This is a genomic window from Diaphorobacter sp. B2A2W2 (assembly GCF_056730635.1).
Map to the genome: position 1 here is coordinate 136,723 of NZ_JBWZOR010000005.1, position 21,487 is coordinate 158,209.

At 65.4% G+C, this 21,487-nt stretch carries 23 protein-coding genes; 4 read left to right on the forward strand and 19 right to left on the reverse strand.

Annotation, left to right across the window (positions count from 1 at the left end; translation table 11 throughout):
• Window positions 1-5: 5 nt before the first annotated feature.
• On the reverse strand, window positions 6-2,675 hold the full coding sequence (gene mdeB / locus AC1PPL_RS10985; RefSeq protein ID WP_479973275.1) for an alpha-ketoglutarate dehydrogenase: 2,670 nt from the start codon (window positions 2,673-2,675) through the stop codon (window positions 6-8).
• A 101-nt stretch (window positions 2,676-2,776) separates the two neighbouring features.
• Between mdeB and AC1PPL_RS10990 the strand changes: the two genes are divergently transcribed.
• A complete protein-coding gene (locus AC1PPL_RS10990) occupies window positions 2,777-3,244 on the forward strand; it encodes an Lrp/AsnC family transcriptional regulator (protein WP_011804889.1) in 468 nt (155 codons plus the stop codon).
• 3 nt (window positions 3,245-3,247) lie between these two features.
• On the opposite strand, the gene AC1PPL_RS10995 is transcribed toward AC1PPL_RS10990, so the two are convergent.
• The 7 genes from AC1PPL_RS10995 to AC1PPL_RS11025 all read right to left on the reverse strand — a co-directional run bounded on the left by AC1PPL_RS10995 (window position 3,248) and on the right by AC1PPL_RS11025 (window position 8,175).
• The gene (locus AC1PPL_RS10995) at window positions 3,248-4,177 is read right to left on the reverse strand and encodes a DUF3014 domain-containing protein (RefSeq protein WP_479973276.1); all 930 of its coding nucleotides are present in this window, start codon (window positions 4,175-4,177) and stop codon (window positions 3,248-3,250) included.
• Window positions 4,178-4,331: 154 nt separating this feature from the next.
• Entirely contained in the window at window positions 4,332-4,997 is a 666-nt protein-coding gene (locus AC1PPL_RS11000) for an alpha/beta hydrolase (RefSeq protein ID WP_015913579.1), read from the reverse strand.
• Between the two features lie 25 nt (window positions 4,998-5,022).
• Complete coding sequence (locus AC1PPL_RS11005; protein ID WP_479973277.1) at window positions 5,023-5,859, reverse strand: DODA-type extradiol aromatic ring-opening family dioxygenase; 837 nt, start codon at window positions 5,857-5,859, stop codon at window positions 5,023-5,025.
• 113 nt (window positions 5,860-5,972) lie between these two features.
• Window positions 5,973-6,398, reverse strand: coding sequence for an alternative ribosome rescue aminoacyl-tRNA hydrolase ArfB (gene arfB / locus AC1PPL_RS11010; protein WP_288011753.1), 426 nt, complete (start codon window positions 6,396-6,398; stop codon window positions 5,973-5,975).
• Between the two features lie 9 nt (window positions 6,399-6,407).
• Window positions 6,408-7,298, reverse strand: a complete 891-nt coding sequence (locus AC1PPL_RS11015) for an alpha/beta fold hydrolase (RefSeq protein ID WP_011804884.1) — start codon at window positions 7,296-7,298, stop codon at window positions 6,408-6,410.
• A complete protein-coding gene (aroQ, locus tag AC1PPL_RS11020; protein WP_287802685.1) occupies window positions 7,292-7,738 on the reverse strand; it encodes a type II 3-dehydroquinate dehydratase in 447 nt (148 codons plus the stop codon). Before aroQ ends, AC1PPL_RS11015 begins: the two co-directional genes overlap by 7 nt.
• A gap of 83 nt (window positions 7,739-7,821) precedes the next feature.
• Window positions 7,822-8,175, reverse strand: coding sequence for a hypothetical protein (locus AC1PPL_RS11025; protein ID WP_479973278.1), 354 nt, complete (start codon window positions 8,173-8,175; stop codon window positions 7,822-7,824).
• Between the two features lie 212 nt (window positions 8,176-8,387).
• Here AC1PPL_RS11025 and AC1PPL_RS11030 point away from each other — a divergent pair, with 212 nt between their 5' ends.
• The 3 genes from AC1PPL_RS11030 to AC1PPL_RS11040 all read left to right on the forward strand — a co-directional run bounded on the left by AC1PPL_RS11030 (window position 8,388) and on the right by AC1PPL_RS11040 (window position 12,334).
• On the forward strand, window positions 8,388-10,229 hold the full coding sequence (locus tag AC1PPL_RS11030; RefSeq protein ID WP_312305049.1) for a glutamine--tRNA ligase/YqeY domain fusion protein: 1,842 nt from the start codon (window positions 8,388-8,390) through the stop codon (window positions 10,227-10,229).
• 183 nt (window positions 10,230-10,412) lie between these two features.
• Window positions 10,413-11,462 (forward strand): extracellular solute-binding protein, encoded by a 1,050-nt coding sequence (locus AC1PPL_RS11035; protein ID WP_172207208.1) that lies wholly within the window; start codon window positions 10,413-10,415, stop codon window positions 11,460-11,462.
• Window positions 11,463-11,575: 113 nt separating this feature from the next.
• Window positions 11,576-12,334: a 3-hydroxyacyl-CoA dehydrogenase gene (locus AC1PPL_RS11040; protein WP_135148718.1), complete on the forward strand. Its 759-nt coding sequence runs from the start codon at window positions 11,576-11,578 to the stop codon at window positions 12,332-12,334.
• A 101-nt stretch (window positions 12,335-12,435) separates the two neighbouring features.
• Here AC1PPL_RS11040 and AC1PPL_RS11045 read toward each other — a convergent pair whose 3' ends face one another.
• The 11 genes from AC1PPL_RS11045 to AC1PPL_RS11095 are packed head-to-tail and all read right to left on the reverse strand — an operon-like array spanning window position 12,436 to window position 21,480.
• Window positions 12,436-12,873 carry a hypothetical protein gene (locus AC1PPL_RS11045; protein ID WP_479973279.1) on the reverse strand — a complete coding sequence of 146 codons (438 nt, stop codon included), beginning with the start codon at window positions 12,871-12,873 and terminating at the stop codon, window positions 12,436-12,438.
• On the reverse strand, window positions 12,873-13,253 hold the full coding sequence (locus tag AC1PPL_RS11050; protein WP_312792331.1) for a hypothetical protein: 381 nt from the start codon (window positions 13,251-13,253) through the stop codon (window positions 12,873-12,875). Before AC1PPL_RS11050 ends, AC1PPL_RS11045 begins: the two co-directional genes overlap by 1 nt.
• 40 nt (window positions 13,254-13,293) lie before the next feature.
• Window positions 13,294-14,007 (reverse strand): TadE family protein, encoded by a 714-nt coding sequence (locus AC1PPL_RS11055; protein WP_312792333.1) that lies wholly within the window; start codon window positions 14,005-14,007, stop codon window positions 13,294-13,296.
• A 52-nt stretch (window positions 14,008-14,059) separates the two neighbouring features.
• A complete protein-coding gene (locus AC1PPL_RS11060; protein WP_287802698.1) occupies window positions 14,060-14,833 on the reverse strand; it encodes a tetratricopeptide repeat protein in 774 nt (257 codons plus the stop codon).
• Window positions 14,834-14,848: 15 nt separating this feature from the next.
• Window positions 14,849-15,283: a DUF192 domain-containing protein gene (locus AC1PPL_RS11065; RefSeq protein WP_287802701.1), complete on the reverse strand. Its 435-nt coding sequence runs from the start codon at window positions 15,281-15,283 to the stop codon at window positions 14,849-14,851.
• 12 nt (window positions 15,284-15,295) lie between these two features.
• Complete coding sequence (locus tag AC1PPL_RS11070; RefSeq protein WP_287965939.1) at window positions 15,296-16,162, reverse strand: type II secretion system F family protein; 867 nt, start codon at window positions 16,160-16,162, stop codon at window positions 15,296-15,298.
• A 21-nt stretch (window positions 16,163-16,183) separates the two neighbouring features.
• Window positions 16,184-17,023, reverse strand: coding sequence for a type II secretion system F family protein (locus AC1PPL_RS11075; protein WP_015913592.1), 840 nt, complete (start codon window positions 17,021-17,023; stop codon window positions 16,184-16,186).
• Window positions 17,023-18,807, reverse strand: coding sequence for a TadA family conjugal transfer-associated ATPase (locus tag AC1PPL_RS11080; protein ID WP_287802706.1), 1,785 nt, complete (start codon window positions 18,805-18,807; stop codon window positions 17,023-17,025). Before AC1PPL_RS11080 ends, AC1PPL_RS11075 begins: the two co-directional genes overlap by 1 nt.
• Window positions 18,808-18,825: 18 nt before the next feature.
• Window positions 18,826-20,193, reverse strand: coding sequence for a type II and III secretion system protein family protein (locus AC1PPL_RS11085; RefSeq protein ID WP_312792339.1), 1,368 nt, complete (start codon window positions 20,191-20,193; stop codon window positions 18,826-18,828).
• 35 nt (window positions 20,194-20,228) lie between these two features.
• A complete protein-coding gene (cpaB, locus tag AC1PPL_RS11090) occupies window positions 20,229-21,290 on the reverse strand; it encodes a Flp pilus assembly protein CpaB (RefSeq protein WP_162844538.1) in 1,062 nt (353 codons plus the stop codon).
• A gap of 10 nt (window positions 21,291-21,300) precedes the next feature.
• A complete protein-coding gene (locus AC1PPL_RS11095) occupies window positions 21,301-21,480 on the reverse strand; it encodes a hypothetical protein (RefSeq protein ID WP_148061001.1) in 180 nt (59 codons plus the stop codon).
• Between the last annotated feature and the right edge of the window lie 7 nt (window positions 21,481-21,487).

Below are 21,487 nucleotides of genomic sequence, written 5' to 3' on the forward strand. Positions count from 1 at the left end.
GCCCCTCAACCCGTCAGCGCGGCCCGCGCCGCCTGCGCAATGCTGGCGGCATCGACCCCAAAGTACGCACGCAGCGCCGCCCGCGTGTCGCTGCGGCCAAAGCCATCCGTGCCCAGCGCGCGGTAGCGGCGCCCCTCGGGCACATAGGCGCGCACCGATTCGGGCACGGCCCGCACATAGTCCGTGGCGGCAATGACCGGGCCACTCGTTCCCTCCAGTACCTGCGTAAGCCAGGGCTTGGCATCGCCTGCATCCCCCCTGTCACGCCCGGCCTCACAGGCCATGCCGTCGCGCGCCAGCTCGCTCCAGCTCGTCACGCTGACCACCGTGGCCGCGATGCCCTCCTCGGCCAACAGCTGCGCCGCCTTCACGACCTCGGTGAGGATCGCGCCGGAGCCCAGCAGGGCCACCGATTTTTGAGATGGAATCGGCTCCTCACGTCCTTCCGACGGGCGCAAATAGCTATTGAATACATAGCATCCACGCAGCACCCCTGCATGCGCCTCGGCCGGCAGGTCCGGCTGGGCATAGTTCTCGTTCATGAGCGTGACGTAATAGAAAACGTCGCGCTGCTCGGCGACCATCTCGCGCATGCCGGCGTCCACGATCACGGCCAACTCGCCCGCGAAGGCCGGGTCGTAGGCCTTGCAGTTGGGAATGGTGGCGGCCACGAGGTGGCTGGAGCCGTCCTGATGCTGCAGGCCCTCGCCGCCCAGCGTGGTACGACCCGAGGTAGCGCCCAGCAGGAAGCCGCGCGCGCGCTGATCGGCGGCGGCCCAGATGGCGTCGCCCACGCGCTGAAAGCCGAACATCGAGTAGTAGATGTAGAACGGCAGCATGGCCAGGCCGTGCACGCTGTAGCTGGTGGCGGCGGCCGTCCAGCTGGCGATAGCACCGGCCTCGCTGATGCCCTCCTCGAGAATTTGCCCATCGAGCGCCTCGCGGTACGAGAGCACCGAGCCGATGTCCTCGGGCGCATAACGCTGGCCCACGCTGCTGTAGATGCCCACCTGCTTGAACAGGTTGGCCATGCCGAAGGTGCGTGCCTCGTCGGCCACGATGGGGACGATGCGCGGGCCCAAGGTGGCGTCCTTGAGCAGCGTGCCGAGCATGCGCACGAAGGCCATGGTGGTGCTCATCTCCTTGCCATCGGCCGCCAGCGCGAACTGCGCATAGCTGGCGAGGGGCGGCACGGGCAGCACGTCGCACACCGTTTCGCGCCGGGGCAGGTAGCCGCCCAGGGCCTGGCGTTGGCGGCGCAGGTACTGCATCTCGGGGCTGTCGTCCCCCGGCTTGTAGAACGCCAGTCCGGTGGCCTGCGCGTCGCTCAAAGGCAGGTTGAAGCGGTTGCGGAATTCGATGAGGTCGGCGTCGTCGAGCTTCTTCTGGCTGTGCGTGGTCATCTTGCCCTGGCCGGCCTGGCCCATGCCGTAGCCCTTCTTGGTGTGCGCGAGGATCACCGTGGGTTGGCCGCGGTGGCGCGCGGCGGCAGCATAGGCCGCGTGGATCTTCACCAGGTCATGCCCGCCGCGCTTCAAGCGGTCGATCTGCTCGTCGGTCATGCCTTGCGCCAGCGCGGCCAGTTCGGGGGTCTGGCCGAAGAAGTGGTCGCGGTTGTAGCGCCCATCCTTGGCGGCAAAGGTCTGCATCTGGCCATCCACCGTGCCTTCCAGCGTGCGCACCAGCGCGCCCGTGAGGTCGCGGGCGAACAGGCCGTCCCAGTCGCTGCCCCAGACGAGCTTGACCACGTTCCAGCCCGCGCCAGCGAACAGGCGCTCCAGCTCGTCGATGATGCGGCCGTTGCCGCGCACCGGGCCGTCCAGGCGCTGCAGGTTGCAGTTGACGACCCAGACGAGGTTGTCCAGTCCCTCGCGCGCGGCGAGCGTGAGGGCGCTCATGGATTCGGGTTCGTCCATCTCGCCGTCGCCGAACACGCCCCACACCTTGCGTGCGGAGCAATCCAGCAGGTTGCGGTGCGTGAGGTAGCGCATGAAGCGCGCGTGGTAGATGCTGCTGATGGGGCCGATGCCCATGGAGCCGGTGGGGAACTGCCAAAAGTCCGGCATGAGCCAGGGGTGCGGGTAGCTGCTGAGGCCGCGCGCGCCCTGCGCCGGGGCGGTGATCTCCTGGCGGTAGTGCATCAGGTCCTGCTCGCTCAAACGCCCTTCGAGGAAGGCGCGCGCGTACACGCCGGGCGCGCTGTGCGGCTGGAAAAACACCAGGTCGCCCCGGTGCTGGCCTTCGCCCAGACCCTCGCGGGCGCGGAAGAAGTGGTTGAAGCCGCTCTCGAACAGGTCGGCCGCACTGGCGTAGCTGGCAATGTGGCCGCCGAGTTCTCCGTACGCCTGGTTGGCGCGCACCACCATGGCCAGCGCGTTCCAGCGCATGATGGACGCCAGACGTTCCTCGATCGCCAGGTCGCCGGGGAACACCCCCTGCTCCTGCACGGACACGGTGTTCACGTAGGGCGTATTCAAGCCGGGGCGCCAGTCCACGCGCAATTGGCCGGCCAGCCGGTTCAGCTCGTCCAGCAGAAAGCGCGCGCGCTCAGGCCCTCCCGTGGCCACCAGGGCCTGCAGGGCGTCACGCCATTCGGCGGTTTCCTGGGGGTCGGTATCGGGGCTGGCCGCGGCAGCGAGGGTAGCCAGTGTTGCGAGGGGCGTGGGGGCGTTCATCGCGCCACTGTAGGCCCCGCATACCGAAATAGGATGCCGATTCACATGATGTTTCACCCTTCATCAGCACAATATACTGCTCATGGAATGATTTTCAGCATATGAAGCTTGACGCTACCGATTTGCGCATCCTGGCCGAATTGCAGGCCGATGGCGCGCTGTCCAATGTGGAGCTGGCGCGGCGCGTGCACCTGTCGCCTTCGCCCTGCCTCGCCCGGGTCAAGGCGCTGGAGGCCGCTGGCGTCATCAGCCGGTATGTGGCGCTGGCCAATGCCACGGCGCTGGGGCTGGGGCTCAATGTGTTCATCAACATCAGCCTGAAAAGCCAGAGCAAGGAAGCGCTCTCGGCCTTCGAACAGCGCATCGCCGAGCATGACCAGGTGATGGAGTGCTACCTGATGACGGGCGACAGCGACTACCTGATCCGCGTGGCGCTGCCCGACATCGCAGCGCTGGAACGTTTCATTCTCGAGCAGCTCACGCCCATCCCGGGCATCGAGAAGATCCGCACCAGCTTCACGCTCAAGCAGGTGCGCTACAAGACGGCGTTGCCTCTGCCAACGCCGTAGCGGTCAGCGGCTGGCAGGCGGCGTCGCCTGCGCCGGTATGCGCGCGACGTTGCCCGCCACCATGTCTCCAGTGGCCACGCGGCGGCGCAGCTCGGCCAGCACGGCCTTCAGGCGGCGCGCATTCTCAGGGCCCATGCGCACCAGCATCTTCTGACCGCTGGAGAGTGCCTGCAGTTGGGGGTCCACGAATTCGTAGCGCACCCAGGGCCGGGTGGACGGCACCTCGCCCACCACGGGAACCAGCCGCACCTGCAAGGGCCCCGCCGGCTCGGGCGCGGCGCGCAGGTGGTCGAGTACCGCCACAAGGCGGTCGTTGAAGTAGCGCCCGGGAAAACCCAGTTCTTCATAGGCCGCCTGGAACAGCGGATACATGCGGGCATAGAGCTTCACCGCGGCGTCCACGGGCACGGCTTCGGCCAGCGTGACGAAGGCTTGGTAACGCGCCGCGTTGGCCGGTGCGATGGCCTGCGCAGGCGCATCCTGCGCCCCTTCCACCGTGAAACGGCCGGGCGTGGGCTGCACGGGCCACATGCGCGAGGGTGCCTGGGCGCGTGCCAGGTTGTCGATGGTCGCCACCATGCGACGCACCAGCCCCTCGGGCTGCAGCAGCGCCGCCGACTGCGGCCCCAGCAGTTCCGCCAGCGCGCGGGCGACGTAGGCGTCGGAATCGGCCAGCGCGGGCAGCGCGTCGGCCGGGGGTTCCAGCACTTCCACCGGGTTCTGCGGGCCCGACGCGGGTACCTGCGGCGCGGCGGCGGGGGGTGCGGCCTCGACGGAGGGGGCCGCGGGCGCGGGCTCGGGGGCCTGGGTGTGGCGCCACCCGAACCACCAGGCGGCGCCCGCGGCGGCGATCGCCACCAGGGCAATGACGGTCCAGACAGAGACCGAGGACTCCTGCCGGGGATGGAATTCGGCGGGGTCTCGTACAGGCATGGCGGTCCTTTCTCCACGAGGCCCCCTCGCACCGTGCAAGAGGCACCTTCGCTTCAATATTGATAGCTATTAGCGCTTGACCCGCCTATGCTACAGCCCTGTTTCATATAAAACCACGTTAAACCACCAGAGGTTACGAGGCTTACCACCGGGGTCAACCGGCGGCGCCTGCGGCCAGGCCGTGCAGCCAGGCCATGGAATCGCGCAGTTCCTCCGGGCGGATTTCGTGCATGCCCGGGTACTCGCGGTAGCTCAGCGCCAGCGGCAGCGTCCGGACATGGTCGCGTATGGCCTGGGCACTGGCCAGCGGAATGACGTTGTCCTGCACGCCATGGCTCACCCAGAGCTGGCGCCCCGCCAGCGCTGCCGGCTGCGCCGCATGGGGCAGCGCCTGCGGCAGCAGCCGGCTGTGCCAGACCATCGCGCCGTGCAGCAGTTCAGGCCGCGTGAGCAGCAGGGTCAGCGCCATGATGCCGCCCTGGCTGAAGCCACCCGCCACCACGCGCGCGGCGGGAATGCCCAGCTGGCGCGCCGCGGCGTCCACGGTCTGCGCCACCAGCGCGCGGCTGGCGGCCTCCTGCGGCTCGTTGATGCTGCGCGCGCCATCCGCCGCCACGGTAAATTCGAACCAGGCATTGGCCGTCGGCCCCATGCGGTACGGTGCGCGCAGGCTCAGCACGTGGTATTGCGGGGGTACATACGGGGCCAGGCCGAACAGGTCCTGTTCGTTACTGCCCACGCCGTGCATGAGCACCAGCAGCCACGGCTCGGAGCCGGGCGTCGCGGGGCGGTGAAGGAAGGAAAGGGGTAGGTCGAGCATGGGCAACGTCGTGATGGGGGAAGTGTCAGGCAGCCTGCAGCGCGAAGGCGTCCATGGCCAGCATGCCATACATGACTTCGCGGCTCAGATAGTGCGCCTCGGCGCCTTCGCCGGCAGCGCCCAGCGCAAAGAAGATGGGCAGGAAGTGGTCTTCCGTGGGATGCGCACGCCGGGCATGCGGCGCACGGGTGCGGTAGTCCAGCAGGGCCGCGGTGTCGCCCTGCTCCAGCTGCGCCTCGATCCAGCGGCTGAATTCCACCACATAGGGCGCGGGCTGGTCGGTGCCGCCGAAGAACTCGGCCAGGTTGTGCGTCATGCTGCCGGAGCCCACGACCAGCACGCCCTGCTCGCGCAGGCCGCGCAGCGCCGCACCCATCGCATACACCTCTGCCGGACCGGCACCCACGGGCAGCGCGACCTGCACCACGGGCACGTCGGCCTGCGGGAACAGATGCATCAGCGGCACCCAGGCGCCATGGTCGAAGGGGCGCGCCGCGTCGCCTCGCGCGTCGATGCCAGCCTGCTCCAGCAGGCCCAACACCTCCTGTGCCAGGGCGGGTGCTCCGGCAGCCGGGTACTGGAGCGCATAGAGCGGACGAGGAAAACCGCCGAAGTCGTGCCAAGTCTCGGGCTGCGCCCCGGTCATGACGGTGGCGCCGCGCGCCACCCAGTGCGGCGACATGATGACCACGCCGCGCAAGCGGGGGTACTGCGCCTTCAGTTCAGCGCCCCAGCGGGTGAGCGCCGGGCCGGTACTGCCGGGCTCCAGCGCAAACAGCGGCGCGCCGTGCGAGACGAACAGCACGGGCAGCGCGGCAGCGGTCGTCGAAGAGGTGACAGAAGGGGTATGGGGGGTGTTCATGGCAAAACCTCAGTCCAGATTGCAATCATGTGGGAGCGACATGCTTGATGCCAAGCGCCATAGACCCCATCACAGCGTCCCATCCATCGCACCAATGCGATGTGAAAGCAGCGTCACTCCCCTAGCTGGGGCCGCCCGCGCAATGCCTTGACACCTCCGCGCCGGCTTTTGGACTCCAGCCGCCGCTGCTGCGATCCCAGCGTGGGCCGCGTGGCACGTCGCACGCGCGGCGGCCGCGCGACGCTGTCCACCAGCGCCTGCAGGCGCGCCAACGCATCCAGGCGGTTGGCCTCCTGGGTGCGGTATTGCTGGGCCTTGATGACCAATACCCCCTGCTGGGTGATGCGGCTGTCGCGCAGGGCCAGCAGGCGCTGTTTCACATCTTCAGGCAATGAAGAGGCCGCGATGTCGAAGCGCAGGTGCACGGCGCTGGACACCTTGTTCACGTTCTGCCCGCCCGCCCCCTGGGCGCGCATGGCAGTAAGTTCGACCTCGGCCGGGTCCACGCGCACGCCGGAAGAAGGATTGCCGGAGGCCATGCCCGTCCGTCAGGCGGCCCCGGCGCGCAGGGCGTCGTCCAGCGCCTTCAGGAAGCGCTGCGGGCGCTCAAACTGCACCCAGTGGCCGGCTTCCTCGATCAGCGCCATGCCGCGAAAGTCCGGAGCCGCCGCCGCGTAAGCGCCCTCTAATGCACCAATCCACTCTTTATACAGAGCGTCACTGCGGCCATAGATCGCATGCACGGGGCACGGCACCAGCGGCAGAGCGCGCGCCAACGCATCGGTGTGCGCCAGGCGGCGGCGGGGCATGCGGTCGCGCACCACATTGGCCACGTGCGTGTTCAACGCCAGGCCGCCCAAACCGTCGATGAGCGAAGTGTCCTGGAGCATCAGCGCCGCCAGGTTGTAGCGGTGCGCCGCAATCTGCCCCTCCTGCGGCAGGTGGCGCCAGGCCTTGAGCTCGAATTGCCGTTGGGGCACCACCCCCATCGCCGGGGCTCCTACCAATACGAGCTGGCGGGCCAGTTCGGGGTGGGCTGCGAGCAGCAGGCCCGCCGTCAATCCACCAAAGGAAAATCCCACCAGGTCACACGGCCGTGGCCCGAACAGCGTACGCAGGCCTTCGGCCAGCGGCTCCACCAGGGCGTCCGCATCGCCCCCCACGGGTGGCGCGGCCGAATCTCCGAATCCCGGCAGATCGGGGACCCAGACCTCGCGACCACTGTCCTCCAGATCGTGGATGTTGCGCACCCAATGCGTCCAGCTGCCGCTGCCGCCATGCAGCAGTACCAGAGGCAGCGCACCATCCTGGGATGCCCCCCAGACATGCCAGACGATGTCGCCGGTACCGCAGGGGGTGGACTCGCGCCGTGCGCGTTGCTGCAACGCGGTGACTTCAGGAGGCAAGGGCAGCGTGGCGAGCGATGGCTCCTTCACCATTGGGCCAGCCCGTCAATGGCAAGGGCGTAGCCCTGCACCCCAAACCCGCACATCACCGCGCGGGCCGCGCCGGCCAGATAGGAGTGGTGGCGAAAGCTCTCGCGCGCATGCACGTTGCTGATGTGCAGCTCTACCACGGGCACTCCCGTGCCCTTCACGGCATCTAGGAGTGCCACGCTGGTATGGGTGTAGGCAGCGGCATTGAGCACGACGCCGGCCAATTGGCCCGCCACATGCAGCCGGCCGGCCTCGTGGATCCAGTCCACCAGAGCGCCTTCATGGTTGCTCTGGCGAAATACCAGCGCCAACCCGTGGCGTGCACATGCGGCCCTGCAGAGCTGCTCGACATCCGCCAGAGTCTGGGAGCCATACACCTGCGGCTCGCGCGTGCCCAGCAGGTTGAGATTGGGGCCGTTGAGAACGTAAACGGTTTTCGTCATGGAGTGCTAGCGCGGTTCTACCCGCCGCAACGGACCCGCGAATGCGCATTATCGCGGCCAGCACTCCGACTGGCGTGTCCGTGTCAGCGCCAATCGCGATGGCCGCGATGGTGCCGATGGCCGTGGCGGTACCCGTGCCCGTATCCGCGGTAGTACCCCACGGGCGGTGCCACGACCACAGGTGGCGCGTAATAGACCGTGCGAGGAGCCCTGTATACGGGCGGTGCGTACACCACGGGCGGCGGGGCGTAATACACGGGTGGAGGCGAGTAATACACAGGAGCGGCGTTGCCCACCCCCACGACGGCGCCGGGCACGCCCACGCCGACAGACCAGTACACGTCGCTACGTGCCTGGGCGGTGCCTGTGCCCACCAACAGGGCCAGCGCCACACCGGCCGAGGCGGCGGCGGCAAACCAAGAGCGATGTTGGATCATGAAAATCTCCTATATAAGGGTGCCGCGGCACCCGGGCGCCTGAACACAAGGCGTTTGGACGTCTAACGCGCCAGCACCGTGAAAGGATGGCATGAACAGATGTTCAGGTTGTTTCCGAACGTACCCCGCGCCGTTTCCATGCGTAACCGCAGCGGCCGCTCAACAAGCGCTCGCGCCGGTAGTACGCACCTATGCCGCCTAAAATCCCCCGCATGAGCACCCCCGTCCATCACGACACTTCTGCGGAAGCCGCAAAACCCAGCAACTTCCTGCGCCAGATCATCGAATCCGACCTGTCGCACGGTGTGCATGCCCAAAACCACTGGGCGGGCAGCCCAGGCGACGCAGCCCACCACGCTGCCGCAGCGGTTGACCCTGCCAAGATCCGCACGCGCTTTCCGCCCGAACCCAACGGCTACCTGCACGTGGGCCATGCCAAGAGCATCTGCCTGAATTTCGGCCTGGCGCGCGACTACGGCGGCGTGTGCCACCTGCGCTTTGACGACACCAACCCCGAGAAGGAAGATCAGGAGTACGTAGACAGCATCATCGATGCCGTGCGCTGGCTGGGCTTCGACTGGAAAGACCCCGACGGCCACGAGAACCTGTACTACGCCAGCAATTATTTTGGCTTCATGTACCGCGCGGCCGAGTACCTGATCGAGACCGGCAACGCCTACGTGGACGAGCAAACGCCCGAAGAGATGCGTGCCAACCGTGGCGACTTCGGCAAGCCCGGGGTGGACAGCCCCTATCGCAACCGCACCCCTGCGGAGAACCTGGCGCGCTTTCGCGAGATGCGTGACGGCAAGCTCCCCGACGGCGCCGCCGTGCTGCGCGCCAGGATCGACATGGGGCACCCCAACATCAACCTGCGCGACCCGGCCATCTACCGCATCAAGCACGCCGAGCACCACAACACCGGCAACCAATGGTGCATCTACCCCATGTACACCTTCGCGCACCCGATCGAGGATGCGCTGGAGTGCATCACCCACAGCATCTGTACGCTGGAGTTCGAGGACCAGCGCCCCTTCTACGACTGGCTGCTGGACCGTCTGGGGGAAGGCGGCCTGATCGCCCGCCCCCAGCCGCGCCAGTATGAGTTCGCGCGCCTGAACCTCACCTACGTCATCACCAGCAAGCGCAAGCTCAAGCACCTGGTGGACAGCGGCATCGTGAGCGGCTGGGACGATCCGCGCATGCCCACCATCGTGGGCCTGCGCCGGCGCGGCTATACGCCGGCCTCCATCCAGATGTTCTGCGAGCGCATTGGCGTGACCAAGGACTACAGCTGGATCGACTACGGCACGCTGGAGGGCTGCCTGCGTGAGGACCTGGAATCCAAGGCCCACCGCGCCATGGCCGTGCTCGACCCGCTCCCGCTCACGCTGACCAACTGGGCCGAAGTCTTCGGCAGCGACGGCCACGTCGAGGCCTGCAGCCTACCCGCCCTGCCGCACGCGCACGAAGGCCAGGCTGTTCCCGAGCGCCACTTCACCCTGGGCCGCGAGGTCTGGATCGAACGCGAAGACTTCGCCGAAGTGCCACCCAAGGGCTACAAGCGTCTTTATCCTCCCCGGCTCGGGGCGGACGGGCAAATGCTCCCGGGCAACACCGTGCGCCTGAAGGGCGGCTACGTCATCGAATGCACCGGCTGCGAGAAAGATGCGGGCGGCCACGTCACCCGCGTGCTCGCCACCGTGGTGCCCGACACCAAGAGCGGCACGCCCGGCGCCGATAGCGTGAAGGTAAAAGCCGCCATCACCTGGGTGGGGGTGCAGGACGGCGTGCAGGCCGAGGTGCGCCTCTACGACCGCCTGTTCACCGACGCCCAACCCGACGCGGGTGGCAAAGACTTTCTGGCCCTGCTCAATCCCGACAGCCTGAAGGTGGTGACCGCCTATGTGGAGCCATCACTGGCGGCCGCCCAGCCCGACGATAAGTTCCAGTTCGAGCGCTTCGGTTACTTCGTGGCCGACCGGGTGGACCACAGCGCTAGCCGCCCGGTGTTCAACAAGATCACCGGACTGAAGGACAGTTGGGCGAAATAGCCAGCCGCTGCTCGACAAGCAAATGCCCGCGTCCGCGGGCATTTTTTTCGTTTCAAACCGAACGCCTGCGCATTGCCGAGGCTGCACGACGGAAATTCTCCCTGCGCGAAGATGGATTCTTAATAACGATTCTCGTTTGCTTTATCATCCCACCACTTTATTGCCGAGAAAGACTTGAGCCTCATGTCCATGCCTATGAAATCCTTGGTTGTTGCATGTGTTCTGGCCGCTGCAGGCGCTGCAAGTGCGCAGGACCAGGTGGTCAACCTGTATTCCGCCCGCCACTACGCCACCGATGAAGCGCTGTACAGCGGCTTTACCAAGGCCACGGGCATCAAGATCAATCGCGTGGATTCTGATGATGCCGGGATCATGGCCCGTCTCAAGGCAGAAGGAGCCGCGTCCCCTGCCGACGTGATCCTACTGGTGGACGCCGCCCGCCTCTACCGTGGCGAGGCCGACGGCCTGTTCCTGCCCGTGCGCTCGAAGGTGCTGGAGGACGCCATTCCCGCCAACCTGCGCGCAACTCCGGTCGCCGACGGTGGCATTCCCTGGTTTGGCCTGTCCACGCGGGCGCGTGTGGTTGTCTACAACAAGACCAAGGTCAACAAGGACGATGTGGACACCTACGAAGAGTTGGGTGACCCGAAGAACAAAGGCAAGGTCTGCATCCGCTCCGGCTCCCACCCCTACAACCTGAGCCTGTTCGGCGCCGTGATGGAACACGTGGGCGAACAGAAAGCCGAAGCATGGCTCAAGGGCGTGGTGAACAACCTCGCCCGCGCGCCCAAGGGGGGCGACACCGATCAAATCAAGGCCGTCGCAGCCGGCGAATGCGATATCGCCGTGACCAACAGCTATTACCTCGCCCGCCTGATGCGCTCGGACAAGCCCGAAGACAAGGCCGTGGTGGACAAGGTGGCGGTGGTGTTCCCCAACCAGCAATCGTGGGGTACGCACATGAACATCGCAGGCGGCGCAGTGGCCCGCCACACCAAGAACCAGGCCAACGCCATCAAGTTCCTGGAATACCTGGCCAGCCCTGAGGCTCAGAACTACTTTGCCAACGGCAACAACGAATGGCCCGCCGCCAAAGGCGTGGATCCGGGCAACCCGGCCCTCAAGGCCATGACGGGCGGCCAACCGTTCAAGAGTGAAACCATCCCCATTGGCGCGGTCGGCGCCAACACCGTCAAGGTGCAGCAGATGCTGGACCGCGTCGGTTTCCGGTAAGCCCTCTGCCCCTTGCGCACAGCCCGGCCCTGCCGGGCTGTTGCTTTTCTAGGGAGTGCCGGATCGCTCGGTGATAATTAACGTTTACGTTAACGTAACTTTGGAGACAAACCATGGAAATCAAGGGCAAGGTGTTTATCGTCACCGGCGGCGCGTCAGGCCTGGGTGAAGGCACGGCACGCATGCTGGCTTCAGCGGGCGGCTTGGTGGTGATTGCCGACATGCAGGCCGACAAGGGCGAAGCCGTCGCGCGCGAGATCGGCGGGCGCTTCGTGCGCTGCGACGTGAGCAGCGAGGCCGATGGCCAAGCCGTGGTGGCGGCAGCGGTATCGATGGGCAAGCTCATGGGCCTGGTGAACTGCGCCGGCATCGCCCCTGCGGAAAAGACCGTTGGCAAGAACGGCGCGCACGCGCTGACTTCGTTCAGCAAGACCATCACGGTGAACCTGATCGGCAGCTTCAACATGATCCGCCTGGCCGCCGAAGCCATGTGCAAGAACGAACCCGAAGCCACCGGCGAGCGCGGGGTGATGATCTCCACCGCCAGTGTGGCGGCCTATGACGGGCAGATCGGGCAGGCGGCGTACTCTGCTTCCAAGGGCGGAATCGTGGGCATGACACTGCCCATCGCTCGCGACCTGGCACGCAACGGCATCCGCAACATGACCATTGCCCCCGGCATCTTCGGCACCCCCATGCTGTTCGGCATGCCCCAGGAGGTACAGGACGCGCTGGCCGCCGGCGTCCCCTTCCCCAGCCGCCTCGGCACCCCGCAGGATTACGCCAAGCTGGTGCGCCACATCTTCGAGAACGACATGCTCAATGGCGAAGTGATTCGTCTGGATGGCGCGATCCGCCTTGCACCGAAGTGATTTTTTGATAGTGCCTTGCGCTTGTCTGTATTGGGTTGGAGCCAGATTTCGTATATTTTCTTAACGAAACCAATGCGGACGCAGTCGGTGAGTAACTGCGGTTAGGGCTGGCGGCGCACGGACGCAGGCAAGCGCTGCAGTTCAGCCTCCAAGGCGCGGATGTTGCTCTGGTGGCGGTTCACCGCCAGCTGCGCATCCGCACCGCCCGCCCCCTCCTGCGCCTGCAGGCGCCGCAAGGCGTCGCGCTCCTTGTCCAGTTCATGGTTCAGGATCGCGCGGCGCCCATCATCATCGGGCTGCACAATCACGGGCGTGTGTCCTGGCGAAGCGGCATTGCCCACCTGTTCCACGGCGCTTCCCTTGCCTGGTGCCGAGGCATGCGCGCACATCCGGCTGCGCGCACCCGCAGCGCCCGTACCCCCCACCAGATATTCCACCCGCTGCTCAGTACAGCGAAGCTGTGCACCGGCAGTACTGGGCTGCAAGGCGGCCAGCACACCCCCTGCCAGCGCTAGCAGCACGGAGCCCTTCACGATCATCACCGGCCAGCGACGTAATTCACTCTGAAGATGGCTGTGTTCCCGATACTGTCAATGATGACAATGGGGATGGCCTGCATGCACCCACCCTTGAACGTGATCGTTACCCCTTCGCCCGAGCGGGCAATCGTGTCGCTGCTCAGGCCGATGGCATCCGGCAGCGGATTGCGCAGGCTGTAAGGGGCCGTTCCGCCCAGCGCAAACACCGTGGGCCCCGCCGCTGGCAAACACACGCCGGTGGAGCTGTTCAGCGTGACAGTCTCGGGAGAAACCGACAGCGGGGTCTGGCCATCGTCTATGGAGCCGCCCCCCCCACAGCCCGACAGGGTAAAGACTGCGGCACATGAGAGAACCAGAGGTAGGAGCAGAAAGCGTTCCATGGGCAATATCAAAGGAGTAAGTAAAGAAGGCATATCGCGGCTAGCTGCGCTCGGCCCGCGATTGCATCTGGACCGTAGCGAATGACACGATGGGCACGCGCCCCCGCAGGTAGTAGATGCAGTCCGACACATTGCCCAGCGGCAGCAGGCTGGGGCGGCTCCAGGCACGCACGTCGGAGTCCGCCACGCCGGGGCACATCACGCGCTTCACGATGGCCTGCATCAACGGCACCTTGAGCTCGTACGCATAGGTGACCTTGATGCGCAGGATGTTGGCGTCGCGGATCGAGATGCTGGCGCCCCCCATCGGCGTGGGGGTGCGGAACTCCAGGTTGTCATTCGGGATGTAGGTCGTTCCCCCCTTGCGGATGCCATACACCCGGAAGGCCTCCTCGGACGGGCTGAGCACCTCTAACTTCAGATTCCCCAGCGAGGTGTCCACAGCAGCCTTGGCCGCCGCGGCCGTGAGGCGGCTCACATCGTTCGTGTCGAAGGCGTTCTGATAGAACGGCACCAGCCCCTTGATCAGCGACAACCGGATCGACTGCGCATTGCCATTCGCCATGGAGCCGTGGCGCGCCGCCATGAACGTTGCGTTGTTCAGGGTGAGCTTGGCCATGTAGAGCATGCCCGCCTGGATGATGAGGAAGGTGATCAGGATCGCCAGCGGGCCGACGATCACGAACTCCGTCAGCGACGCTCCCCTCTGGCGCTGGCGTTGCGGCCGGCGGGTATTGCGTGCAGCGATAGCCATGGCTAGGTTCTCCGAGGCGGTTGTGGACTGGCGGAGCACACGGCGCGGCCCGTCATTGCTGCGGCGGGGTCACAGAAGCAGTGGGCAGTTGCACGCGCACTTCCGACGGTGGCATGCCCAGCAAGGCGCCCGAACGCGCGCCGCCCGCCGCAGCACGCGCTGGGTCCTGGGTGCGAAAGCCCTGCTGCACCGCCGCAGGGACCGCAGGCAGTTGCGCCTGTGGCGCCGATGCTGCGGGCCGGCTGAACACGGGCGCCAGGTCGCGGGACAGGCGGGCAATCTCCTGCTGAATATCTGCAGGTGCCGCGGCGCTGTGGCTGCGCGCCGCGTTCAGGGCGAGCTCGGCCTGTGACAAGCGAACCAGGCCAAGGTTGTATGCAGCACGCGCATCCTGCGGATCGATGCGCAGCACCGCCTCGAAGCCCTGCGCGGCATCCTCCAGGCTACCCGACAGGGCCGCCGCCGCGCCATAGCCAAACCACACCTGGCTATTACGCGGGTAGCTGTTGGTGAGCGCCTTGAACTCGCGCGCTGCCGTCACCCAGTCGCCCCGGGCGTAAGCGTTCTCGGCCGAGCGCAAGGCCCCCTGCGCGTCGGCCGAAGCCCTGGCGGCCGCAGCAGCCTGCTGCACGGCTTCCTGTGAAAGTGCCGGCGCCGCCGTGGCACTGGGTAGGGGCGCTGGCAGCGCCTGCGCCGGGGCGCCCAGCACGCCGGGCATCCCGTTCAGCGGATCGGTGGGGACTGCGACAGGCGCAGCACAGCCCGCCAAAGCAGATGCCGTCAGCACGGCGGCCAGCGGAGCGAGGAATGTGCGGTATGGATACATGGTGTAGTCAACCCATCAAACAATGAAACGGGTGGCTGCGCTGGCGGCGCCACCACCCGGCGAGGACACGGCAGATGTGCGCGTTGCCCCCTCTGGTGGCACGACCGCCAGCACCTGCCCGGCCAAAATGCCCAGCGCATGCGCCGCGCCCGCACGCAGTTCCACTACCGCAGCTGCTCCGCGGCACAGCCGGAACCGCAACGGCGGCACCGCGTGCGCCACACGCAGCACCTGGCCGCTGCGGCTGAGGAACACCACATCGATCGCGTAGCGCATGCCTACCGTGTGCACGCTGTCGCAACGCGTGATCCACAAGGCCTGGCGCGGCGTGAGCGGCGGGCGCGCCAGCAGGCCCAAGGCGCGCTGCAGGAAGCTGCGTGCCACCGCCACGTCGCAGCCCATGTCGCGGCCATCGGCATACAAGGCACCCGCATGGAAAGCACTGCCCACGACCATCCCTCCTTACAAGCCCGACGCCAGGAACTTCATCGCGATCGGAAAGCCGATGACGATGAAGGTGCAGGGGAAGATGAAGAAAATCAGCGGACCGAGCATCTTCACGGGCGCCTCCATGGCCAGCTTCTCCGCACGCAGAAAACGCTCGGTGCGGCGCTGCTCGGCCTGCGCACGCAGGATGGGGCCCAGGCTGGAGCCGGTTTTCTCGCCTTGCACGAGCGCACTCACAAAGCTGGTGATGGGCGTGAAATCCAGGCGTGCGGAAAAATCTCGCAAGGCATCGATGCGCGCCTTGCCTGCACGCACGTCACGCAGTACGCGGTTGATCTCCACCATCAGCGGCCCGCCCGCGCTTTTGGCCACGGCCTGTTGCATTGCGCCCGACAGATTCAGGCCCGCCTCGATCGACAGCGTCAACAGGTCGATGAAGAACGGCAGGGCCTTCAGGATGGCCAGATTGCGCTGCTTGGTGGTTTCCTTGAGCCACAAATCCGGGTAGAAGAACGCCAGCATGGCAATCACCACGACGATGGACAGACCGCCCTCCAGCATGCCCGACAGCATCACCCCCAGCAGCGCGCCCGCCACGGCCGACACCACCTTGCCCGCGAAGAACTGTCGGGGTGTCAGTGCGTAGTCCTGACCGGCACGGCGCAGTGCGGTGGTGTAACGCTCCTCGGCCTTGGTCGATAGCGCCCAGCCCAGACTGTTGGCCAGCAGATTGATCAACGGCCACAGCACCCGGAACAGCAGCGGCGGCTTGTCCTTGTAGGTACGGTCTTCGGTAGGCGCCTGGCGAAACAGGCTGTAGACCGACCACAGACCGACCAGAATGGCCAGCGCCAATACCAGAGAAGAAATCAGGCCCAGCATGGCCGCTCCGTGATCAGGGGGTTACACATCGATGGTCACGATCTTCTTGATGAAGACGCCCCCCATGATCAGCAGCACGGCCACCACGGCCATGACGGCCCAGCCGTAATACGTGCTGAACAGCGGCGCCATGGCCTCGGGTTCCATCTGGAACAATACGAACCCCAGGAACACCGGCAACAGGCCGACGACGATGCCCTGCAGCTTGCCCTGCGATGTCAGCGCCCGGATCTTGCCCTCCATGGCGGCCTTGGCGCGCAGCGTGCTTGCCAGACGCTCCAGCACCTCGGACAGGTTGCCGCCCACATCCTTGGAGATGGTGATGGCGGAAACCAGCAGGTTCACGTCTTCCAGATTGACCCGCTTGGCGAAACTTTCGAAGGCGTCTTCCAGCGACACGCCCAGCTTCTGCTCGCGCAGCACCAGCGACAGCTCCTGGCTGAACGGCGGCGGCGTCTCCGTTGCGACCAGATCCATCGCAATGGCCAGGCTGGCCCCCGAACGCAGTGACCCCGCCAGCATGTTGAGTGCATCAGGCATCTGCTCGATCAGCTTGGCTTCGCGCCGACGCTTCAGATAGCCATAGGCCATGCGTGGCAGCACGAAGATGCCCACCGCCGCCAATACTGCCAGGGGCACGGCTCCGGTCAGCAGGAGCACCAGCGCCGGCAGCACCAGCACCACGCCCACGTTGATGAAGAACAGGCGCTGCGGATCGATGAACAGGAACATGTCCTCCAGCGATACCCGTGCGTCCGAGGTGAAGCGCGCGCGGTAGTGGCCCCACGAGCGCGCAACGAAGAACACCAACATCACCACGCTGACCGCGACCGCGAAGGAGACAAGCAGGGAGGGATTCATTACTTCGCCCGTTTGAAGATCTCGAGATCCACCGCCACTCCGATCTGGCGCAGCTTCTCGTAGAACTCGGGCACGGCGTCGCAGCCGGTGAAGTAGCCGTCGGTCTTGCGCTCCGCTGTGAAACCGGTCTCGACGAATTCGAACAGATCCTGCAACTGGATCTTGCCGCTCTCCACCCCCGTGACCTCGGTGATGCGAGTGATCTTGCGGCTGCCGCAGGCAAAGCGCGTTTGCTGCACGATGATGTCCACGGCCGATGCCACCTGCTCACGGATAGCCGTCACGGGCAGATCCATGCCGGCCATCAGCACCATCACTTCCAGGCGTGCCAGCATGTCGCGCGGGCTGTTGGCGTGGGCGGTGGTCAGCGATCCATCATGGCCCGTGTTCATGGCCTGCAGCATGTCCAGCGCCTCTCCGCCACGGCATTCGCCCACCACGATACGGTCCGGCCGCATGCGCAGCGAGTTCTTCACCAATTCGCGGATGGCGATCTGCCCCTTGCCCTCGGCATTGGCCGGGCGCGACTCAAGCGACACCAGATGCTCGTGGTGCAGTTGCAGCTCGGCCGCATCCTCAATGGTGACGATACGCTCGCCTTCGGGAATGAAGTTGCTCAGGATATTGAGCAGCGTCGTCTTGCCGGAGCCGGTGCCACCCGAAACGATGATGTTCTTGTGCTGCTTCACGGCCATCTGCAAGAACTCCACCATCTGCGCGTTGGCGGAGCCGAACTTGATCAAATCCTCGGCACCCAGCTTGCGCTTGGAGAACTTGCGGATGGTCATCGATGGCCCTTTCAGGGCCAGCGGTGGAATGATGGCGTTGAAGCGCGACCCGTCCTTCAACCGCGCATCCACCAGCGGAGAGCTTTCGTCGATGCGCCGGCCCACCGGGGCCACAATGCGCTCGATCACCCCCATCATGGCCTTCTCACTGGAGAACGCTAGCGGCACTCGCACCAGTCGGCCGGCGCGCTCGACGAAAATCTCGTCCACCCGATTGACCATGATTTCAGTGGTCGTAGGGTCTGCCAGCAGCGGCTCCAGCAGGCCCAGCCCAATGGCCTCATCACGCACTTCCTCCAGCAGACGCTGCTTGTCCACGTCGGCGGGGATGCCCGCCGGCATGTGGAGGAAAATCTCGCGGATGGCCTGCTCGGTATGCTCGCGCAACTCCTTGTCGCCCATGCGGTGCACGTCGGTGCGGCGCATGTCGAAGGATTCGATCAATTTTTCCTGGATCAGTCGGCGGTAGCCCAGCCAGTCCTGGTCGATCTGCACACTGGCGGTCCGCACCTCCGAGGGAGCAATGGGTGCCCCGTTGTTCACTGGCTCTTCCCTGGTCCGCTCGGGCGTTGATGCCATGCGCTGGGTTACCGGTGCAGGCATGCGAGTCGCCGTGTGCGCACTGGCAGCCGACGCGGGAGCAGCAGGCATCGCCTGGGTCGCGCGTGGCGGGTCGACAGGCTCTTCGCCCCCTCCTTCCCGCATGCGCGCCCAGCGTGCATGCAACTGGTGCGACCCGATGCGGATGGCATCGGTGGGTTTGAGCGGCCCGAAGGTGGTCACCTTGGTGTCGTCCACATAAGTACCAAACATCGAGCCCAGGTCACGCACGAACACCTGTTCATTGGAGACAAAAATCTCCGCGTGTTCCTTGTGCACCTTCCAGCCGGAAAGCGTGACGTCGGCTCTCTCGCCGCGCCCGACCATGCAGCGCGTGGCATTGATGACCCGGGTATCAGCGGGCCCTTCGGCGGTCATGACTTGCAGATGCAGCATCGTGGTTATTCCGTGGGATCAGCGTGCCAGCTTGCTTTCGATCATGTCCTTGACTTCATTCAGGCGCTGGTAAGCGTTCTCGCTCGCCAGCACCTGGGCACGGTCTGTCGCGGGCGTATGGATACGCGGCGTCACGACCACGAGCATCTCTGTCTGTTCGTTGGTCATCTCCTGCGTTGAAAACAGCCGGCCCAGCACCGGCGCACGCCCGATGACGGGGATGCCTTCCTTGTTACGCGCTCCCACGCTTTTGAGCAGGCCGGAAATCACTAGCGTTTCGTTTTGCTTCAGACTGACTTCGGTCTCAGTGCGGTTGGTAGTAAACGCTACGAACTGCCCCTGCCCTGCGCTGCGATCCGGCTGGCTCACCTCCGCCACGATGGACGAGCGCACGTTGCCCGCCTTGTCGATCACCGGCTTGAACTCCAAAATCACGCCATACGGTTTGTAGACCACCGACAGTTGGCCGAAACCGGAACTTACCGGGATGGGTATCTCGCCACCCACCTGCACCTTTGACGATCCACCGCTGACACTGCTGATGCGCGGCTCGGCCAACGTCCAACTGTCTCCGTTAGACTCCAGAAAGTTCAGTACTGAAGTGATCTGCGTGGCCAGCCCCAGATAGGAGATAAAGGGTCGCGCCGGCGTAGTGATGGGGTATCCCTCCTGGTTCAGTCCCCGGAAGCTGGCCGAGTTGGCATAGAAGTATCCCGACGTGGCAAACGTCGGGCCAGCCACGCCCAGGTTGCTCCACTTCACGCCGATGTTGTCGAGCGCCTGCTTGCGCACCTCGACCACCTTCACGTCCAACTGCACCATCTGCTCGGGCACCACCAACTGATCCTCGGGCCGCTCGCGCACCAGATTGAGCACCTGCGGATAAGCCTTGACGATCTTCTGGATCTTGGCGGCCGAGTCTTGGTTCGCATACATGCCGTCCAGCACGACCTTGTCGCCAACGGCACTAACGTTGATGCCCTTGTCATGACTCAGCAGTTGGCGCAGTTCCATGGCCGTCTTGGCATAGTGATCCGCGCTCACCGTCACTTCGTAGTTGATCTGCGTGCCATTGCGCAGCCAGACATACAGCGACGTGACCCCCGCACTCTCACCCAGCAAAACGATTTGCTTATCGGCCACCACGGATGCTGTCAGCAGCGCCCCATTGCCAATGGCAACGCGCTCCACGCCCGCCTGCGGCAACACACGCACCTGTCCCGCATAAAGCGACAGTGCGATGGGGCTTGCATTGACCACGGCGAGGGGGCGCTGCGCGGACACGCTCGCCGGCCCGGCGCCTGCCATGGGCACAGCCAAGATACCTGTGAAGAAGACGAAAACGACGCACACAGCGGGCGCACGAAAAAGCAAAGAAGTGTTCATTGGAAACAACGGAGGCGTTCTTTAAATCTCAGGGATCAATGCGCCAGACCCGGCACTCCGCGGCTGGCTGCCGATGAAGACACCGGCATACGCGAACCCGCAGGCACCTGTGTCGGGGGCGGCGTGTCACGCAAAACTGGCGGCTGGGTGGGCATTGCAGTAGGCGCTGCCGCTGGCATGTCCCCCTGCGCCATGGCCTGCGCTACGCGCTCCGCGATGGCGCGGTTGTTCGGATCTTGCAGGGCTGCATCCAGCATGGGCGTGCGGCTCACCTTGCCCCCGCTGCCGGAGCCACCGATGATGAACTCCACCAGCCGCTGGCTGTTGCCATCTGCATCGCGCGGCGCAATGGAGGCCACCACATCGTCAATGGTCAATGCAGGGCTCGGGTTGGCCACCTGATCGGTGGGCGCGCGCAGCACGGCCGTGAGCTTGCCCCCCGCCTTGGCGGCGATCACGCGGGTGGCATCCTGCGGCGTGACATTGAGGGTGACATGCGAGTACGCGCGCGCTGCAGCTTCACCTGCGCTGGCCGTGCCCTTCTGGGCCTGGCCGGTCGCAAGCACCTCCACATTGGACAGCATGGGGAAGGTGAACTCCTTGGCGTTGCCGTCGCCGCCTGGCGGCTTGGCCGTCAGCATCAGGTCGATGCGATCGCCTGGGCGCAGCATGCCCGACATGGAGCTGATTTCGTCTACCTCGATGGTCAGCGCACGCCGCCCGTCCTTGAGTGTGGCCGCAAAGATCTCTCCGCCCCGACTGGCGGTGTAGGTAGTCATCAAAGGCTCGCCGCGCTGCACTTCCACAGTGAGAGGCTGCCCGTCCACTGCATCGTATGTGTCTGGAACCACCGTGTTCCGGTTGACGAACTCAGACGGAATCTTACGTACGGCCACCACACTCGCATCCAGCACATCGCCGGCCTGCAGGGGCCGGCTGGCCACCACCACCGGCACCAAGGTCTTGCCGCGGTTGGCTTCTTCCTCCAGCTCCGTGATCCGGGAGTTGATAGCCTTGTTACTTAGAAAGAACGCCAGTCCCCCCAATGCAATGGCGCCTGCGAGCAGCAGCCAATTTTTGTTGAGTGATACAGCCACGGAAAAAGCCTCAAGGAAGTGAAACGAAGAAAGTGAGCGTGCGATAGAAGGCTTTGACGGCATCCACCAGCATCTGGGGCGTATTCGGTGCCGCGAAGAGCACCATCACCACCAGCGCGCAGACGATGCAGTACTCCACCGTTGCAAAGCCACGGGAAACTGAAAAAACGATGCGTGCGGAGCGTTGCATGTCTGTG

Excerpts from the sequence above, each read along its gene's own strand:
- mdeB (WP_479973275.1), bottom strand. The coding sequence starts at position 2,675 with ATGAACGCCCCCACGCCCCTCGCAACACTGGCTACCCTCGCTGCCGCG.
- AC1PPL_RS10990 (WP_011804889.1), top strand. The coding sequence starts at position 2,777 with ATGAAGCTTGACGCTACCGATTTGCGCATCCTGGCCGAATTGCAGGCC.
- AC1PPL_RS10995 (WP_479973276.1), bottom strand. The coding sequence starts at position 4,177 with ATGCCTGTACGAGACCCCGCCGAATTCCATCCCCGGCAGGAGTCCTCG.
- AC1PPL_RS11000 (WP_015913579.1), bottom strand. The coding sequence starts at position 4,997 with ATGCTCGACCTACCCCTTTCCTTCCTTCACCGCCCCGCGACGCCCGGC.
- AC1PPL_RS11005 (WP_479973277.1), bottom strand. The coding sequence starts at position 5,859 with ATGAACACCCCCCATACCCCTTCTGTCACCTCTTCGACGACCGCTGCC.
- arfB (WP_288011753.1), bottom strand. The coding sequence starts at position 6,398 with ATGGCCTCCGGCAATCCTTCTTCCGGCGTGCGCGTGGACCCGGCCGAG.
- AC1PPL_RS11015 (WP_011804884.1), bottom strand. The coding sequence starts at position 7,298 with ATGGTGAAGGAGCCATCGCTCGCCACGCTGCCCTTGCCTCCTGAAGTC.
- aroQ (WP_287802685.1), bottom strand. The coding sequence starts at position 7,738 with ATGACGAAAACCGTTTACGTTCTCAACGGCCCCAATCTCAACCTGCTG.
- AC1PPL_RS11025 (WP_479973278.1), bottom strand. The coding sequence starts at position 8,175 with ATGATCCAACATCGCTCTTGGTTTGCCGCCGCCGCCTCGGCCGGTGTG.
- AC1PPL_RS11030 (WP_312305049.1), top strand. The coding sequence starts at position 8,388 with ATGAGCACCCCCGTCCATCACGACACTTCTGCGGAAGCCGCAAAACCC.
- AC1PPL_RS11035 (WP_172207208.1), top strand. The coding sequence starts at position 10,413 with ATGTCCATGCCTATGAAATCCTTGGTTGTTGCATGTGTTCTGGCCGCT.
- AC1PPL_RS11040 (WP_135148718.1), top strand. The coding sequence starts at position 11,576 with ATGGAAATCAAGGGCAAGGTGTTTATCGTCACCGGCGGCGCGTCAGGC.
- AC1PPL_RS11045 (WP_479973279.1), bottom strand. The coding sequence starts at position 12,873 with ATGATCGTGAAGGGCTCCGTGCTGCTAGCGCTGGCAGGGGGTGTGCTG.
- AC1PPL_RS11050 (WP_312792331.1), bottom strand. The coding sequence starts at position 13,253 with ATGGAACGCTTTCTGCTCCTACCTCTGGTTCTCTCATGTGCCGCAGTC.
- AC1PPL_RS11055 (WP_312792333.1), bottom strand. The coding sequence starts at position 14,007 with ATGGCTATCGCTGCACGCAATACCCGCCGGCCGCAACGCCAGCGCCAG.
- AC1PPL_RS11060 (WP_287802698.1), bottom strand. The coding sequence starts at position 14,833 with ATGTATCCATACCGCACATTCCTCGCTCCGCTGGCCGCCGTGCTGACG.
- AC1PPL_RS11070 (WP_287965939.1), bottom strand. The coding sequence starts at position 16,162 with ATGCTGGGCCTGATTTCTTCTCTGGTATTGGCGCTGGCCATTCTGGTC.
- AC1PPL_RS11075 (WP_015913592.1), bottom strand. The coding sequence starts at position 17,023 with ATGAATCCCTCCCTGCTTGTCTCCTTCGCGGTCGCGGTCAGCGTGGTG.
- AC1PPL_RS11080 (WP_287802706.1), bottom strand. The coding sequence starts at position 18,807 with ATGCTGCATCTGCAAGTCATGACCGCCGAAGGGCCCGCTGATACCCGG.
- AC1PPL_RS11085 (WP_312792339.1), bottom strand. The coding sequence starts at position 20,193 with ATGAACACTTCTTTGCTTTTTCGTGCGCCCGCTGTGTGCGTCGTTTTC.
- AC1PPL_RS11095 (WP_148061001.1), bottom strand. The coding sequence starts at position 21,480 with ATGCAACGCTCCGCACGCATCGTTTTTTCAGTTTCCCGTGGCTTTGCA.